At 61.1% G+C, this 17,632-nt stretch carries 11 protein-coding genes; 3 read left to right on the top strand and 8 right to left on the bottom strand.

Annotation, left to right across the window (positions count from 1 at the left end; genetic code table 11):
* Window positions 1-299: 299 nt before the first annotated feature.
* Genes lpdA through aceE form a run of 4 tightly spaced genes read right to left on the bottom strand, consistent with a single transcriptional unit; the run spans window position 300 to window position 7,216 of the window.
* Complete coding sequence (gene lpdA, locus AC1DU8_RS08630) at window positions 300-2,168, bottom strand: dihydrolipoyl dehydrogenase (protein WP_477726632.1); 1,869 nt, start codon at window positions 2,166-2,168, stop codon at window positions 300-302.
* Window positions 2,165-2,755: an Ntn hydrolase family protein gene (locus AC1DU8_RS08625; protein ID WP_457280579.1), complete on the bottom strand. Its 591-nt coding sequence runs from the start codon at window positions 2,753-2,755 to the stop codon at window positions 2,165-2,167. The genes lpdA and AC1DU8_RS08625 overlap by 4 nt, the downstream gene beginning before the upstream one ends.
* Window positions 2,756-2,768: 13 nt before the next feature.
* Window positions 2,769-4,436, bottom strand: a complete 1,668-nt coding sequence (gene aceF, locus AC1DU8_RS08620) for a dihydrolipoyllysine-residue acetyltransferase (protein WP_477702203.1) — start codon at window positions 4,434-4,436, stop codon at window positions 2,769-2,771.
* A 44-nt stretch (window positions 4,437-4,480) separates the two neighbouring features.
* Window positions 4,481-7,216 carry a pyruvate dehydrogenase (acetyl-transferring), homodimeric type gene (gene aceE, locus AC1DU8_RS08615; RefSeq protein ID WP_457280577.1) on the bottom strand — a complete coding sequence of 912 codons (2,736 nt, stop codon included), beginning with the start codon at window positions 7,214-7,216 and terminating at the stop codon, window positions 4,481-4,483.
* A 351-nt stretch (window positions 7,217-7,567) separates the two neighbouring features.
* Here aceE and AC1DU8_RS08610 point away from each other — a divergent pair, with 351 nt between their 5' ends.
* From AC1DU8_RS08610 to folD, 3 genes are all read left to right on the top strand, one after another.
* A complete protein-coding gene (locus tag AC1DU8_RS08610; RefSeq protein ID WP_457280576.1) occupies window positions 7,568-10,135 on the top strand; it encodes a PAS domain S-box protein in 2,568 nt (855 codons plus the stop codon).
* A 50-nt stretch (window positions 10,136-10,185) separates the two neighbouring features.
* The gene (locus AC1DU8_RS08605; RefSeq protein ID WP_348047552.1) at window positions 10,186-10,812 is read left to right on the top strand and encodes a response regulator transcription factor; all 627 of its coding nucleotides are present in this window, start codon (window positions 10,186-10,188) and stop codon (window positions 10,810-10,812) included.
* An 83-nt stretch (window positions 10,813-10,895) separates the two neighbouring features.
* Window positions 10,896-11,762, top strand: a complete 867-nt coding sequence (gene folD / locus AC1DU8_RS08600; RefSeq protein ID WP_457280575.1) for a bifunctional methylenetetrahydrofolate dehydrogenase/methenyltetrahydrofolate cyclohydrolase FolD — start codon at window positions 10,896-10,898, stop codon at window positions 11,760-11,762.
* Window positions 11,763-11,858: 96 nt separating this feature from the next.
* On the opposite strand, the gene AC1DU8_RS08595 is transcribed toward folD, so the two are convergent.
* From AC1DU8_RS08595 to carA, 4 genes are all read right to left on the bottom strand, one after another.
* Entirely contained in the window at window positions 11,859-12,296 is a 438-nt protein-coding gene (locus tag AC1DU8_RS08595; protein ID WP_477726631.1) for a DUF4149 domain-containing protein, read from the bottom strand.
* 17 nt (window positions 12,297-12,313) lie between these two features.
* Window positions 12,314-12,790, bottom strand: a complete 477-nt coding sequence (greA, locus tag AC1DU8_RS08590) for a transcription elongation factor GreA (RefSeq protein ID WP_457280573.1) — start codon at window positions 12,788-12,790, stop codon at window positions 12,314-12,316.
* Between the two features lie 134 nt (window positions 12,791-12,924).
* A complete protein-coding gene (carB, locus tag AC1DU8_RS08585; protein WP_457280572.1) occupies window positions 12,925-16,155 on the bottom strand; it encodes a carbamoyl-phosphate synthase large subunit in 3,231 nt (1,076 codons plus the stop codon).
* Window positions 16,155-17,339 (bottom strand): glutamine-hydrolyzing carbamoyl-phosphate synthase small subunit, encoded by a 1,185-nt coding sequence (carA, locus tag AC1DU8_RS08580; protein ID WP_477726630.1) that lies wholly within the window; start codon window positions 17,337-17,339, stop codon window positions 16,155-16,157. The genes carB and carA overlap by 1 nt, the downstream gene beginning before the upstream one ends.
* Between the last annotated feature and the right edge of the window lie 293 nt (window positions 17,340-17,632).

The raw sequence follows: 17,632 nt of genomic DNA, 5'->3' as shown, positions 1-17,632 counted from the left end.
GGTATACGTCTACACGGCCCGCGCATGTCAAAAAAAATGTCCACCAAGAGGGCGAACTTCGCTATCAATTCAATAGCTGCTTGCGCTTATCTGGAAAGGGCTAGAGGCACTTTTCCCTTGAAGATCGGTGATACGCCGCACCAACGCATGCAAGGCGTCAGCTACACGTCGGCCTTGGGTTGGGCAAGGCTCTCTCAGGACTGCGTTCAAACTCAACCCATAAAAAAAACCGCGCAACCCTTGCGGTGTCTGCGCGGCCGGCTACTGACTTTAGTAGCGCCTCTGGCAACTTTTCAGCGTTACTTTCGCGTTGGCGGCAAATCGGTGCAACTACCGTGCGCCACTTCCGCCGCCATGCCGATACTTTCGCCCAGCGTTGGGTGCGGGTGTATGGTCTTGCCGATGTCGACGGCGTCCGCACCCATCTCGATGGCCAGTGCGATCTCGCCGATCATGTCGCCGGCATGCGTGCCGACAATGCCGCCGCCCAGGATCCTGCCGTGGCCATGCGCTTCGGGACTGTCGTCAAACAGCAGCTTGGTGAAGCCTTCGTCGCGGCCGTTGGCGATGGCGCGTCCGGAAGCCGTCCAGGGGAACAGGCCCTTCTTGACCTTGATGCCTTCGGCCTTGGCCTGGTCTTCGGTGAGGCCGACCCATGCGACTTCGGGGTCGGTGTAAGCCACGCTGGGGATCACGCGGGCGTTGAAGGCGGCGCTGGCCAGTTCCTTGTTGCCTTGCAGTTCACCCGCAATGACTTCGGCAGCCACATGCGCTTCGTGCACGGCCTTGTGCGCCAGCATGGGCTGGCCCACGATGTCGCCGATGGCGAAGATGTGCGGCACGTTGGTGCGCATCTGGATGTCGACCGGAATGAAGCCGCGGTCGGAGACTGTGATTCCGGCTTTTTCGGCAGCCAGCTTCTTGCCATTGGGTGTCCGGCCCACGGCTTGCAACACCAGGTCATAGGTCTGCGGGGCCGGGGCGCTGCCGCCAGCTTCCGCGGACTCAAACGTGACTTCGATGCCTGCCTTGGTTGCCTTGGCGCCCACCGTTTTGGTCTTGAGCATGATGTTGTCAAAACGCGGCGCGTTCATTTTTTGCCAGACCTTGACGAGGTCGCGGTCGGCACCCTGCATCAGGCCGTCCATCATTTCGACCACGTCCAGGCGTGCGCCCAGTGTGGAATACACCGTGCCCATCTCGAGGCCGATGATGCCGCCGCCCAGGATCAGCATGCGCTTGGGCACCTCCTTGAGTGCCAGCGCGCCGGTGCTGTCCACCACGCGGGGATCGTTTGGCATGAAAGGCAGGCGTACAGCTTGCGAACCAGCGGCAATAATGCAGTTCTTGAACGCAATGGTCTGGCTCTTGCCGGTTTTCTCCTGGCCTTCGGCGCCGCTGGTTTCTTCAACCTGCAGGTGATGGGCACCGACGAACTGGCCCAGGCCACGCACGACGGTGACCTTGCGCATCTTGGCCATGGCCGTCAGCCCGCCGGTGAGCTTGCCGACGACCTTTTCCTTGTGGGTGCGTAATTTGTTGATGTCGAGCTTGGGTTCGCCAAAACTCACGCCCAGGCTGTCGAAATGCTTGACCTCGTCCATCACGGCGGCCACATGCAGCAAGGCCTTGGAAGGAATGCAGCCGACATTCAGGCAGACGCCACCCAGCGTGGCGTAACGCTCTACCAGCACAACCTTCAGGCCCAGATCGGCGGCACGGAAGGCGGCGGAGTAGCCGCCAGGGCCGGCGCCCAGCACCAGCACGTCGCAGTCCAGGTCGGCCGAGCCGGTGAAGCTGGCGGCAACCGGGGCTGGTGCTGCGGCAGGGATCGCTACAGTTTTAGGAGCTGCTTGCGCAGGTGCTGCGGGCGCTGCAGCCTGTTTTTGTGCCGCATCTGTGGCGGTCGCAGCGGCAGCACCGGTGCTTTCCAGCGTCAGCACGACGGAGCCTTGCTTGACCTTGTCGCCCACCTTGACCTTGATGTCCTTGACCACGCCGGCCGACGAAGACGGGATTTCCATCGAGGCCTTGTCGCTTTCAACGGTGATCAGGCTCTGTTCGGCCTTGATGGTGTCGCCGGGCTTGACCAGCACTTCAATGACGGACACTTCGTCGAAGTCGCCGATGTCCGGTACCTTGATGTCGATCACAGGGGATGCACTCATTTGGAGGCTTTCAATTTAAGGGTGAATATGTCGACGGGCCCGGCGGAGTTCTTGTCGAACTCGCAACCCGCGTTCAGGCCGGCCATGGCCACTTCGCGCGCGGTCTTGGCCTTGTCCCAGGCGGCATGCATGGCGCCGAGCGCAAAGCTGCGGCCTGAGCCAATGCCCCAGAATTCCTTGAACTCAAAGACTTCACGGTAGCTGTAGAGGCCGTAAATGCCGCTGGCATTGGCAATGACCACGGTGAACTGGCTGGACTCGTAGGGATCGTTGTCGTCTTCCTTGGTCTGCAGGAAGAACGTTTCCTTCAGCATGGGATGCAGCTTGACGAAGGTGTCGAACACCTCGTCGCGCGAACCCAGCTTGAGCTGCTCTTTGGGCAAGGCCGCCATGGCCTTGCGCAGCACCGGAAAATGCGCCACCGTACCGGCCATGCCCACGTAACTCATGCCGGCAGGCGTGTCGACCTTGAAGATCTTGCTGTTGGCTTCAAACCGGTGGCCCAGGCTGGTGTCGCCGAAGGTCACCAGCGTGTCGGCAGCGATGGCAACCTGCCCCGCCTTTTTGACGACTACAAGTGTTGTCATGGTTCCGCCCCGTTTAGAGGAGGACGCGGCGGAAGTCGGCGAGGATTTGGCCCAGGTAAGCGTTAAAGCGCGCAGCGCCTGCGCCGTCGATCACCCGGTGATCCCAGGCCAAAGACATCGGCAGCATCAGGCGCGGCTGGAAGGCCTTGCCGTCCCAGACCGGCTCCATCTGGCTCTTGGACACGCCGAGGATGGCGACTTCCGGCGCGTTGATGATGGGGGTGAAGTAACGCCCGCCGATGCCGCCCAGTGAAGAGATGGTGAAGCTGGCGCCCTGCATTTCGGCTGGCGTCAATTTACCGTCACGCGCCTTCTTGGCCAGCTCGCCCATTTCCTGGCTGATCTGCAGCACGCCTTTTTTGTCGGCGTCTTTCAGCACGGGAACGACCAGCCCGTTGGGCGTGTCGGCAGCAAAACCGATGTGGTAATACTGCTTGTAGACGATCTGGTCGCCGTCGAGCGAGGCATTGAACTCGGGGTATTTCTTCAGGGCAGCAACGCTGGCCTTGATCAGGAAAGCCAGCATGGTGACTTTGAGGCCCGCCTTTTCGTTTTCCTTGTTGGTCGAAACGCGGAAGGCTTCCAGTTCGGTGATGTCGGCATCGTCATGGTTGGTGACGTGCGGGATCATCACGTAGTTGCGCAACAGGTTGGCACCGCTGATCTTCTTGATGCGCGACATGTCTTTGCGCTCGACCGGGCCGAACTTGGTGAAGTCAACCTTGGGCCATGGCAGCAAATCGAGCCCTGCGCCGCCACCCGAAGATGCGGGCGCTTTGGCGGCCTGCACCTGGGTGCGAACGCTGCCGTCCATCACCGACTTGGTGAAGGCCTGGATGTCGTCTTGCGTGATGCGGCCTTTGGGGCCGCTGCCTTTGACCTCTGCCAGCGGCACACCGAGCTCGCGTGCGAATTTGCGCACCGAGGGTGAGGCATGCGGCAGGTTGCCCTGCGGTGCGGTGGTGGGGTTGTGGGCCGGCTGGCTCGCTGGAGCAGATGACGTTGCCGGTGCAGGGGCAACAGCAGATGCTGCGGCAGGCGCTGCAGCGGGGGCTGGCGCGGGCGCAGGCGATGCGCTCACAGCCGCAGAACCTTCCAGGATGGCCAGCAGGTCGCCGATGTTGACGACGTCGCCCATCTTGACCTTGAGTTCTTTCAGCACACCTGCGGCAGACGACGGGATTTCCATCGAGGCCTTGTCGGATTCCACCGTGATCAGCGACTGCTCGGCCTTGATGGTGTCGCCGGGTTTGACCAGGACTTCAATGACAGACACGTCCTTGAAGTCGCCGATATCGGGCACACGGACTTCCACCGGACCGGAAGCAGCAGGGGCCGCTACAGGTGCAGGTGCCGACGCCGCTACAGATTTGCTAGCTGCTTGCGCAGGCGCAGCGGGCGCTGCAGCCGGTTTTTCTGTTGAAGCCGGGGCGGCTTCGGCGCCGGACACTTCCAGCGTCAGGACCACGGAGCCCTGCTTGACCTTGTCGTCGAGCTTGACCTTGAGCTCCTTCACCACACCCGCGTGGCTGGAGGGGATTTCCATGGAGGCCTTGTCGGACTCCACGGTGATCAGCGACTGCTCCGCCTTCACGGTGTCGCCGGGCTTGACCATCAGCTCAATCACCGTCACTTCGTCGAAATCCCCGATATCAGGAACTTGAATGTCTACCACTGCCATATTCTTGTCTCCGGTTGCTACAGGTGCTACGTCAGGGTTTTAACTCAAGCGTAAAGCGGATTGATCTTGTCGGCGTTGATGCCGTACTTTTTGATGGCCTCGGCGACCTTGGCCGCCGGCACAGTGCCCTCTTCGCTGAGCGCCTTGAGCGCCGCCACGACGATGTAGTGGCGGTTGATCTCGAAGTGCTCACGCAGCTTGCTGCGGAAGTCGCTGCGGCCAAACCCGTCGGTGCCCAGCACCTTGTAGGTACGGCCCTTGGGTACGAAGGAGCGAATCTGCTCGGCATAGGCCTTCATGTAGTCGGTGGATGCAACCACCGGACCGGTGTGCTTTTCGAGCTGCTGGCTGACAAACGGCACACGCTGTTTGTCGGTCGGGTGCAGCAGGTTCCAGCGTTCGCAGTCCTGGCCGTCGCGGGCCAGTTCGTTGAAGCTCGGGCAGCTCCACACGTTGGCGGCAACGCCCCACTCTTTCTCAAGCAGTTCTTGCGCGGCAATGGACTCGCGCAGGATGGTGCCGGAGCCGAGCAGTTGCACGCGCGGCGTGAGCTTGGCGCCCTCTTTGCAGAGGTACATGCCCTTGATGATCTGCTCTTCGGTGCCGGGCTTGAGGCCGGGCATCGCGTAGTTTTCATTGAGCAGCGTCAGGTAGAAATAGACGTTGTCCTGCTTTTCCACCATGCGTTTGAGGCCATGGTGCAGGATGACGCCGACTTCATGCGCAAAGGTCGGGTCGTAGCTGATGCAGTTGGGGATGGTGCCGGCCAGGATGTGGCTGTGGCCGTCTTCGTGCTGCAGGCCTTCGCCATTCAGCGTGGTGCGGCCCGAGGTGCCGCCCAGCAGGAAACCGCGCGCCTGCATGTCGCCGGCCGCCCAGGCCAGGTCGCCGACACGCTGGAAGCCGAACATCGAGTAGTACACATAGAACGGGATCATGATCCGGTTGTTGGTGCTGTACGAGGTGGCGGCTGCGATCCAGCTGCTCATGCCACCGGCTTCGTTGATGCCTTCCTGCAGGATCTGGCCCTGTTTGTCTTCCTTGTAGTACATCACCTGGTCTTTGTCGACCGGCGTGTATTGCTGGCCGTCAGGGTTGTAGATACCGATCTGGCGGAACAGGCCTTCCATGCCGAAGGTGCGGGCTTCATCTACCAGGATGGGCACGACGCGCGGGCCCAGGGCCTGGTCGCGCAGCAGTTGCGTGAGAAAACGCACATAAGCCTGCGTGGTCGAAATTTCGCGGCCTTCGGCCGTGGGTTCGATCACCGACTTGAAGGTCTCCAGGGCCGGCACGGTGAACTGCTCGTCGGCCTTGACGCGGCGATGCGGCAGGTAGCCGCCAAGGGCCTTGCGGCGCTCGTGCAGGTAACGCATCTCGGGCGTGTCGTCGGCCGGCTTGTAAAACGGGATGTCGGCGAGCTGGCTGTCGGGAATCGGGATATTGAAGCGGTCGCGGAAAGCCTTGATGTCTTCGTCGGCCAGTTTTTTGGTCTGGTGGACGTTGTTCTTGCCTTCACCAATCTTGCCCATGCCGAAGCCCTTGACCGTCTTGATCAGCAGGACGGTGGGTTGGCCCTCGTGCTTGACGGCCGCGTGGAATGCCGCATAGACCTTTTGCGAGTCGTGGCCGCCGCGGCGCAGGTTCCAGATGTCGTCGTCGCTCATCTTGGCGACCATCTCGAGCGTGCGTGGGTCCTTGCCGAAGAAATGCTTGCGGACGAAGGCGCCGTCGTTGGCCTTCATGGCCTGGTAGTCGCCGTCCACCGTGTCCATCATGACCTTGCGCAGCGCGCCATCCTTGTCGCGGGCCAGCAGCGGATCCCAGTTGCTGCCCCAGATGAGCTTGATGACGTTCCAGCCGGCACCGCGGAACTCACCTTCGAGCTCCTGGATGATCTTGCCATTGCCGCGCACAGGGCCGTCGAGGCGCTGCAGGTTGCAGTTGATGACAAAGACGAGGTTGTCGAGCTTTTCGCGCGCAGCCAGGCCGATGGCGCCCATGGATTCGACCTCATCCATCTCGCCGTCGCCGCAGAAGACCCAGACCTTGCGGTTTTCGGTGTTGGCAATGCCTCGGGCGTGCAGGTATTTGAGGAAACGCGCCTGGTAAATCGCCATCAGTGGGCCGAGGCCCATGGAGACGGTGGGGAACTGCCAGAACTCGGGCATGAGCTTGGGATGCGGGTAGCTGGACAGGCCCTTGCCGTCGACCTCTTGACGGAAGTTGAGCAGCTGCTCTTCGGTCAGGCGGCCTTCAAGGTAAGCGCGGGCATAGACACCTGGCGATACATGGCCCTGGATGTAAAGGCAGTCACCGCCGTGCTCTTTACCCGGTTCAGCGCTCTCGGCGTGCCAGAAATGGTTGAAGCCGGCGCCGAACAGGCTGGCCAGCGAGGCGAAGGAGCCGATGTGGCCACCCAGGTCGCCGCCATCAGCGGGGTGCAGGCGGTTGGCCTTGACGACCATGGCCATGGCGTTCCAGCGCATGTAGGCGCGAAGGCGTTCTTCAATCTCGAGGTTGCCGGGGGAACGCTCTTCGTGGTCGGTTTCAATGGTGTTGACATAGCCCGTATTGGCCGAAAAAGGCATGTCGATGCTTTTCTGGCGGGCGTGCTCAAGGAGTTGCTCGAGCAGAAAGTGGGCGCGCTCGGGACCTTCACTTTCGATGACGGCGGACAGGGCGTCCATCCATTCGCGGGTTTCCTGGGTGTCCTTGTCCAGCGCGTCGTTGGCGGCAGCGCGCAAGTTGTCGCCCGCTTGGTTCGGAATGGCAGCCATTTTTTGTCTCCTGAGTAGCCTGATAAAGCTTTGTTAATCCGCAATACAGCCTCTTGTCGGGCTGTGCGCGGAGCCTGTGTCCAATTGCGCCTAAGCGTGTTTTAAACGCAAATTAGATTCAAGCGTCTAGTTTCTCACAATATTTGTTAAATTTCAAATAGTGCTTATTGATTTCACATTAAGAAATTTCATACGCCTTGGGCAAATCGATACCCATGGCAAATGCCTCTGGCAAATATTGGCTGCGTTACTGAAACCGACGATGCGACAGCGCAGCCTGTAGCCTCACCTTAAAAGATCAGGGTCAACCCTGACCACAGAGGGGCATCTCACTTAAACTGCACCATCCCTATGACCCAGCAAGCCCCTGCCCCCCCCGACACGATGGCGAACTCCGCCACCTTTGCCCTGTGGAGGCGTTGGTGGCGCAAGCAGTCGCCGTCGCGCCAGGACCGTTTCATCACCTTGGGGCCTTTGCTGGCCGTGGTACTGTTTCTGGCAGCCGTGATCGCAGCCTTCGGTTACCTGCGCATCGAAGAAATCGACCGCGAACAGCAGGCCGTCAAGCGCGATGTGGAATACGCCCAGCAACGCCTGCGCCTGCGCCTGCTGGAGCGCCAGGAACAGCTCATGCGCATAGGGCGGGATGTCTCCAACAAGGAAGTGGATACGGAAGAATTCATCTCGCAGGCCGAATCCCTGGTCAACCAATATCCGGAACTCATGGCAGTCACCTGGGTGGACAGCAGGCGGCGGATCAAGGTGGCTTATGTATCGCCCAGCGCCAATGCCAGCCAGCTGCGCGGCGCCGGCGAGCAACTCAAGGTCGGCGAAACAGACGGCACCTATGACCTGGCAAGAGACCTGCGGCAACCCGTGTATTCGCGCCCGCTGGTGACCAAGGAAGCCAGCGGCTACAACACCCCTACCCTGCAGTTGCAGGTGCCGCTCGATGACCAGGGGAAATTTGCCGGCGTCATCATGGGCGAATACTCCATCGACGGGCTGCTGCGCTTTGGCGTACCGACGGACGTGACGGCCAAATATGCGGTCACGCTGATCGACGACAAAAACACGGTGCTGGCGGGCAACCTCCCGCCGCCCCGCAACCCCGCGGCCCGGCTTTTGCCCTGGACCGATGCCGCCGCCGAATATGAAATACCGGTTTCACCGGTGGGCAACGGCCTGCTGATTCGTGCGGAAGGCTATCGGGCCTCACTGGGCGTGGTGGGCAGCGGCTTTTTCTGGCTGGTCAGCGCCCTGAGCGCACTGACGGTGTGGATGCTGCTGGGCACCTGGCGCCATACGCGCCGCCGTGTGCAGGCCCAGCAGGCGCTGATTTCCGAAACCAACTTTCGCCGCGCGATGGAGAACTCCATGCTGACCGGCATGCGCGCGCTGGACCTGCAGGGCCGCATCACCTATGTGAACCCGGCGTTTTGCCAGATGACGGGCCTCACTGAAGGCGACCTGGTGGGCCGTACGCCGCCCTTCCCGCATTGGCCGGAAGGCGAGATCGAGACCCTGATGCAGCGGCTGGACGATGAACTGCACGGCCGCACGCCGCCCGGTGGTTTCGAGGTGCGCGTCAAGCGCAAGAACGGCCAGATTTTTGACGCTCGCATGTATGTCTCGCCGCTGATTGATCCGCGCGGCCAGCAAACCGGCTGGATGACGTCCATGACGGACATCACCGAGCCCAAGCGCATTCGCGAAGAACTCACAGCTTCTTACGAACGTTTCACCACGGTACTTGAGGGGCTGGACGCGGCCGTGTCCGTGGCGCCGCTGGGCAGTGAAGAGCTGCTGTTTGCCAACAAGCTGTACCGTTCGTGGTTTGGCGGTGAAGTTTCCGGTCACCTGAACCTGATCGCGCAAGCCGGCGTGCCTTCAGCCGTACCCACCGAAGATGCGCTGGATGCGGTCGATGGCCTGGCGGGCCTGCCGACCGACACGCTGACAGCGGCGCAGACGGAAAACGCCGAAATTTTTGTGCCCGAACTCAGCAAGTGGCTGGAGGTTCGCTCGCGTTACCTCACGTGGGTGGACGGCCGCCTGGCCCAGATGGTGATTGCCACCGACATCACACCGCGGCGCCATGCCGAAGAGCAGGCGGCCCAGCAGAACGAGCGGGCCCAGACTGCGAGCCGCCTGATCACCATGGGGGAAATGGCCTCCAGCGTGGCGCACGAGCTCAACCAGCCGCTGACGGCCATCAACAATTATTGCAACGGCATGGTGTCGCGCATCAAGGGCCAGCAGATCAGCAACGAAGACCTGCTGGTGGCGTTGGAGAAAACCGCCAAACAGGCGCACCGCGCCGGGCAGATCATCCAGCGCATACGGTCCTTCGTCAAACGCAGCGAGCCCAACCGCAGCTCCGCCGACGTGGCGACTATCGTGAGCAATGCGATGGAGCTGGCCGACATCGAGCTGCGGCGCCATCACGTGCGGCTCAGCCACTACATCGCCGCCCGCCTGCCCGACATCATGGTGGACCCCATCCTGATCGAGCAGGTGCTGATCAACCTGATGAAAAACGCGGCTGAGTCGATTGAACAGGCGCACCTGCCGACGGCGCGGCGCAGCGTCGAATTGCGCGTGGTGCCCAAGCAGATTGAAGACCAGGCCGTGGTGGAGTTTTCGGTGCTCGATACGGGGCGCGGCCTGTCGCCTGAAGTCATGGGCCGGCTGTATGAAGCCTTCTATTCGACCAAGGCCGAAGGCATGGGCATAGGCCTCAAACTCTGCCGCAGTATTGTCGAGTCCCACCAGGGAAGAATGGAGGCCCAGAACCTCTACAATGGGGACGAAGTGGTGGGGTGCCGGTTTACCTTCTGGATCCCCGTGACGCCCCTGCTGGCACCGGTGGTGCCTGCTAGCGATACCATAGCAACCAAGGATACCGGCGTTCATTGAAACCCCTTCAAGAACCGTCTTTTCGAGAAGTTCACGAAAGAAAGTTTGGCATGAGCTTGATTCCCAAAAAAGGTACCGTCTACGTCGTTGATGATGACGAGGGCGTGCGCGACTCCCTGCAGTGGCTGCTCGAAGGCAAGGACTACCGGGTCCGCTGCTACGACTCGGCCGAAACCTTTCTCTCCCGCTACGACCCGCGTGAAGTCGCCTGCCTGATAGTCGACATCCGCATGGGCGGCATGACGGGCCTCGAATTGCAGGACCGCCTGGTCGAACGCAAGTCACCGCTCCCCATCGTGTTCATTACCGGCCACGGCGACGTACCCATGGCGGTCAACACCATGAAAAAAGGCGCCATGGATTTCATCCAGAAGCCTTTCCAGGAAGAAGCCCTGGTCAACCTGGTCGAACGCATGCTTGAGCAGGCCAAGGAAGCCTTCAGCGACTACCAGCAATCTGCCAGCCGCGACGCCCTGCTCGCCAAGCTCACCTCGCGCGAAGCGCAGGTGCTCGAGCGCATCGTGGCCGGCCGCCTCAACAAGCAGATTGCCGACGACCTGGGCATCAGCATCAAGACGGTAGAAGCGCACCGCGCCAACATCATGGAAAAGCTCAACGCCAATACCGTGGCCGACCTGCTCAAAATAGCCCTCGGATCCAACGCACCCAAGGGTTGACCTCCTTTCGCTATCTTTTTGATAGCTGCTTGCGCCCGTGATGATTGGATTTGCGGGCGTTTTTACTTGAAAAATCGATAAAAATGACTGCCCAGCTGATCGACGGAAACGCCCTCTCCAAACAACTGCGCGCTGAAGTCGCCCAACGCGCCGCCGCCCTGCGCGCTCGCGGCATCACACCGGGTCTGGCCGTGGTGCTGGTGGGTGAAAACCCGGCCAGCCAGGTCTATGTGCGCAACAAGGTCAAGGCCTGCGAAGACAACGGCCTGCATTCGGTGCTTGAGCAATACCCTGCCACCCTGAGTGAAGCTGACCTGCTGGCACGGGTAGAGGCGCTCAACAACGACCCGGCCATCCACGGCATCCTGGTGCAGCTTCCGCTGCCTGCCCATATCGACGCGCAAAAAGTCATCGAATCGATCTCTCCCGCGAAAGACGTTGACGGGTTTCACGTCGCCAGCGCCGGCGCGCTCATGGTCGGCCAGCCTGGCTTCTGGCCCTGCACACCTTATGGCTGCATGAAGATGCTGGAAAGCATCGGCTACGACCTCAAAGGCAAGCATGCCGTGGTCATCGGCCGCAGCAACATTGTCGGCAAGCCGATGGCGCTGATGCTGCTGCAAAAGAACGCCACCGTCACCATCTGCCACAGCGCAACCAAAGACCTCAAGGCCATGACGCTGCAGGCCGACGTGATCGTGGCGGCCGTCGGCAAGCGAAACGTATTGACGGCCGATATGGTCAAACCGGGCGCCGTCGTGATCGACGTGGGCATGAACCGCAACGATGAAGGCAAACTCTGCGGTGATGTGGACTTTGACGGCGTGAAGGAAGTGGCGGGCTACATCACACCGGTGCCCGGCGGTGTCGGCCCCATGACCATCACCATGCTGCTGGTCAATACGCTGGAAGCCGCGGAAATGGCCCCCACGGTCGCTCACTCCGTGTAGCCTGCGGCATCTCCCTGCCCCTTTCATCACGAGAGGGGGCCGCTGCGCCTGCGGTCCGGCAGAGCCGGTCCCGCGGCCCCTGCTTGCCGGCGAAACTCAGGTGATTTCGGTTACCGTCGAGCGACTCAGGCGCCACAGCGCCAGGCCGGCGCACAGCCACTGCACCACATAGAAGGCGGTGCCCAGGCCATGCCAGAGCTTGAGATTGCCGCCTTCGGCGCGTACGCTGACGATACGCGGCGCAACCCCGAACTCCACCAGCAGGGCCAGCAGCAAACCGGCCACTATGAATTTGATAGCTGCTTGCGCTTGCCACGCCAGGGCTGGATCGTCTTTTTTATTAAGAATCAGCAACAGGAACATCGCACAGCCCGTGCTCAGCCATGTTTGCGCGGTAAAGAGTTTGGCGGCCATGGCACCGGCCACGGCGGGGGCTCCCAGATTGGCGAACAGCATCGGGACCACGACGAATCCCAAACTGGTCAAGCTGCCCCACCAGAGAGCTGCCACCATCACATTGAAGCGCTGCTTCATGAATGAAATCAGGATGTTTAGATGTACATCACCGAGATGATTTCATAGCGCTTGAGGCCACCGGGTGCCTGAACTTCAGCCGTATCGCCTTCGTCCTTGCCGATCAGCGCACGTGCAATCGGCGAGCTGATGTTGACCCGGCCCGCCTTGATGTCGGCCTCGTCTTCACCCACGATCTGATAAGTCACCTTGTCGCCGGTATCTTCATCTTCCAGTTCGATGGTGGAACCGAACACGACCTTGCCGCCCGCGTCCAGTTCGGACGGGTCGATGATTTGGGCGGCGGAGAGCTTGCCTTCGATTTCCTGAATACGGCCTTCGATGAAGCCCTGACGGTCCTTGGCGGCGTCGTATTCGGCGTTTTCGCTCAGGTCACCCTGGGCACGCGCTTCGGAAATGGAATTGATGACCCAGGGCCGGTCGACGGTTTTCAGCTGGTGCAGCTCGGCCTTGAGGCTTTCCGCGCCACGCTTGGTAATGGGAATGGTTGCCATGTTTTTTGCTCCTCTCAAAAGCGAAACCGCCACCAGTCACCTGGCGGCGGCGCTTGAATCCAAAATTTCAATCAAACAAGTTTAATGCAAATCGGACCTGCGGAAATCCGGAAAAAACCCGGGTCGTGAGGCTGTCAGCCTAGCTGAGCATGCAACTCCTGCACGGAATAAACCGGCAGGTTGTCCAGGTACTTCATGCCCTCCACGGCCGCTTCGGCGCCGGCAATGGTGGTGTAGGTCGTCACACGGGCCAGCAGCGCAGATGTGCGGATCTGGCGCGAATCGGTAATCGCGTTGCGCCGCTCTTCCACCGTGTTGATGACCAGGGCGATTTCGTTGTTCTTGATCATGTCCACCACGTGCGGCCGGCCTTCGGTGACCTTGTTGACCACGGTGCAGGCGATACCCGCGGCCTGGATGGCGGCCGCAGTGCCTTTGGTGGCCACGATTTCAAACTTCAGGGCCGCCAGCTTGCGCGCGACTTCCACGGCACGCGGTTTGTCATTGTTCTTGACGGTGAGGAACACCTTGCCGGAGGTTGGTAGTTTGGTGCCCGCGCCGAGCTGGGACTTCACGAAGGCTTCGCCGAAAGTTTTGCCCACGCCCATGACTTCGCCCGTGGATTTCATCTCGGGGCCGAGAATCGTGTCCACACCGGGGAACTTGACGAAGGGGAACACCGCTTCCTTGACACTGAAGTAAGGCGGCGTGACTTCGTCCTTGATGCCTTGCGAAGCCAGCGACTGGCCCACCATGCAACGTGCTGCCACTTTGGCCAGCTGTATTCCGGTGGCCTTGCTGACAAAGGGTACCGTGCGCGAGGCACGCGGGTTGACTTCCAGCACGTAAATGACATCTTTGCCGTCAATGTTCTGGATCGCGAACTGCACGTTCATGAGACCCACCACCGTCAGTGCCTCGGCCATCGCGGCGGTCTGGCGCTTGATTTCGGTGACGGTTTCGGCGCTCAGGGAATATGGCGGCAAAGAGCACGCGGAGTCACCGCTGTGCACGCCGGCCTGCTCGATGTGCTCCATCACGCCCCCGATGAAGGTGCGGCCTTCGGGGTCTCGCAGGCAGTCGACGTCGCATTCGATGGCGTCGTTCAGGAAGCGATCAAGCAGCACAGGTGAATCGTGGCTGACCTTGACGGCCTCGCGCATGTAACGCTCGAGGTCGCGCTGTTCGTGAACGATTTCCATGGCGCGGCCACCCAGCACATAGCTGGGGCGCACGACCAGGGGGTAGCCCAGCGCAGCGGCTTTTTCAAGCGCTTCAGGTTCAGTGCGCGCCGTGGCATTGGGCGGCTGGCGCAACTTCAATTCGTGCAGCAGCTTCTGGAAGCGTTCGCGGTCTTCTGCCGCGTCGATCATGTCAGGCGAGGTGCCGATGATGGGCACGCCGTTGGCTTCGAGGTCCAGCGCCAGCTTCAAAGGCGTCTGGCCGCCGTACTGGACGATCACGCCCAGCGGTTTTTCCTTGTCGACGATTTCGAGCACATCTTCAAGCGTCAGCGGCTCGAAGTAGAGGCGGTCCGAGGTGTCGTAATCGGTAGAGACGGTTTCAGGGTTGCAGTTGACCATGATGGTCTCGTAGCCGTCTTCACGCATGGCCAACGCCGCGTGTACGCAGCAGTAGTCAAACTCGATGCCCTGCCCGATGCGGTTGGGCCCGCCGCCCAGCACCATGATTTTCTTCTTGTCGGTCGGCGCAGCTTCGCACTCGCTGCCTTCGGCCTCGTAGGTCGAATACATGTAGGCAGTATTGGTTGCAAACTCGGCGGCGCAGGTGTCCACACGTTTGTAGACCGGGCGCACGCCCAGCGCACGGCGCTTTTCGCGGATGGCCGTGTCGGTGGTCTTGAGTTGCTTGGCCAGGCGACGGTCGGAAAAGCCTTTCTGCTTCAGCGCGCGCAGCGTGACGGCGTCGATCTTGTCGAGCGAGGTGGTTTCCAGCTCGAGCTCGATCTTGACAATTTGCTCGATCTGCACCAGGAACCAGGGGTCGATCTTGGTCAGCGCAAAGACTTCATCGACGCTCATACCCTGGGCGAAAGCATCGCCCACGTACCAGATGCGGTCAGGACCTGGCGCGCCGAGTTCTTTCTCGAGCACTTCGCGGTCTTGCGTCTTCTCGTTCATGCCGTCGACGCCGACTTCCAGGCCGCGCAACGCTTTCTGGAAGGACTCCTGGAAGGTACGGCCCATGGCCATGACCTCACCCACGGATTTCATCTGCGTGGTCAGGCGCGAATCGGCGGCCGGGAATTTCTCGAACGCGAACCGTGGAATCTTGGTGACAACGTAGTCAATGCTGGGCTCAAAGCTCGCAGGGGTAGCGCCGCCGGTGATCTCGTTGCGCAGCTCGTCGAGCGTGTAACCCACCGCCAGCTTGGCGGCAACCTTGGCGATCGGGAAGCCCGTGGCCTTGGAAGCCAGCGCCGAAGAACGCGAGACGCGCGGATTCATCTCGATCACGACCATGCGGCCATCGACCGGGTTGATCGAGAACTGCACGTTGGAGCCGCCGGTGTCCACGCCGATTTCGCGCAGCACAGCCAGCGAGGCGTTGCGCAGGATCTGGTATTCCTTGTCGGTCAGCGTCTGCGCCGGCGCGACAGTGATGGAGTCGCCGGTGTGCACGCCCATCGGGTCCAGATTTTCGATCGAGCAGACGATGATGCAGTTGTCGGCGGTGTCACGCACAACTTCCATCTCGTACTCCTTCCAGCCGAGCAGTGATTCTTCAATCAACAGCTCGTTGGTGGGCGAGGCTTCGAGGCCGCGTTTGCAGATCACTTCGAATTCTTCGGAGTTGTAGGCAATGCCGCCGCCGGTGCCGCCCAGCGTAAAGCTGGGGCGGATCACTGTCGGGAAGCCGACGGTCTTCTGTACGGCCCAGGCTTCGTCCATGCTGTGCGCGATGCCGGAGCGGGCTGAGCCCAAACCGATCTTGGTCATCGCGTCCTTGAATTTCAGGCGGTCTTCGGCCTTGTCGATGGCTTCAGGTTTGGCGCCAATCAGCTCGACCTTGTACTTGTCGAGCACGCCGTTGTGCCAGAGGTCGAGCGCGCAGTTGAGCGCAGTCTGACCACCCATGGTCGGCAGGATGGCGTCGGGACGTTCCTTGGCGATGATTTTTTCGACCGTCTGCCAGGTGATGGGCTCGATATAGGTGACGTCGGCGGTGGCCGGGTCGGTCATGATCGTGGCGGGGTTGCTGTTGATCAGGATGACCTTGTAGCCCTCTTCGCGCAGCGCCTTGCAGGCCTGCACGCCGGAGTAGTCGAACTCGCAGGCCTGGCCGATGATGATGGGGCCGGCGCCGATGATGAGGACGGATTTGATGTCTGTACGTTTTGGCATTATTTGTTCCCTCCATGCTGTTCCATGAGGGCTGTGAAACGATCAAACAGATACGAAATATCGTGCGGGCCGGGCGAGGCCTCCGGGTGACCCTGAAAGCAAAACGCCGGCTTGTCGGTGCGGGCCAGGCCTTGCAATGTGCCGTCAAACAGGCTGATGTGCGTGGGCCGCAGGTTGGCGGGCAGGCTTTTTTCGTCAACCGCAAAACCGTGGTTCTGGCTGGTGATGCTGACGCGGCCGTTGTCCAGGTCTTTCACCGGGTGGTTGGCACCGTGGTGGCCAAACTTCATCTTGAAGGTTTTCGCGCCGCTGGCCAAGGCCATGATCTGGTGGCCCAGGCAAATGCCGAAAGTCGGGATACCGGTTTCAATGAGTTCGCGCACCGCCGCAATCGCATAGTCACAAGGCTCAGGGTCGCCCGGGCCGTTGGCCAGGAAGATGCCATCGGGTTTGAGCTTGAGCACATCGGCTGCAGGCGTTTGCGCCGGCACCACTGTGATGCGCGCGCCGCGCTCGGCCATCATGCGCAGGATGTTTTTCTTCACGCCGAAGTCGAAAGCCACGACATGGAATTTGGGCGTGATCTGCACGCCGTAACCCGCGCCGAGTTTCCACTCGGTCTGCGTCCATTCGTAGGTTTGCTTGACCGAGACGACCTTGGCCAGGTCCAGGCCGGCCATGCTGGGCGCGCCGCGGGCAGCAGCGACGGCTTTTTCGATCGCTGGCTGGCTCACCGCTTCGCCGGCGGGCAAAGCCAGGATGCACCCGTTTTGCGCGCCCTTGGTACGCAGGTGGCGTGTGAGCTGGCGGGTGTCTATGCCGGCGATGGCGACGGTGTTTTCCTTGACCAGGTATTCGGACAAGGTCATGGTCATGCGGAAGTTCGAGGCCAGCAGCGGCAGGTCCTTGATGATCAGGCCGGCGGCGTGGACTTTTTCAGCCTCGACGTCTTCGGCATTGATGCCGTAGTTGCCGATGTGTGGGTACGTGAGGGTGACGATCTGCTGGCAGTAGCTCGGATCCGTGAGGATTTCCTGGTAGCCGGTCATGGCGGTGTTGAACACCACCTCGCCGACTGTGGAGCCTGCGGCTCCAATGGAATTGCCGATAAAGACCGTGCCGTCTGCGAGCGCCAGTATGGCGTGTGGGGATTTTTCGCGTGATCCCTGTAGAGACAAAAGCACTGGGTTCTCCGGGTTGGTTACGGTTCGCCCAAGCGTGCACAAGAAACGTCTCTGGGAGACTCTTGCTGGCTGCCTTAGTTGGCTGCTTTTGTGAGGGTGTTTGCTTTGTCTGCGCTCGGGCGAAGCTGTGTTTTGAAAAGCCCTTGATTATAGCCTAGGGATGTGGCCCCCACGCTCCCCCGCTTCGTGTGAGTCGCTGCCCCCGAGGGGGCCGCCCGCCTGCGGCCCGGCAAAGCCGAAAATGGCACACCCCTATCGGGCTCACTACGTGTAGCCCATTTCCCCTTGCAGGG

Source organism: Polaromonas sp. P3_A5 (genome assembly GCF_056403055.1).
Note: the sequence above shows the minus strand (reverse complement) of the source record. Positions and strands in the feature narration are given on the sequence as shown.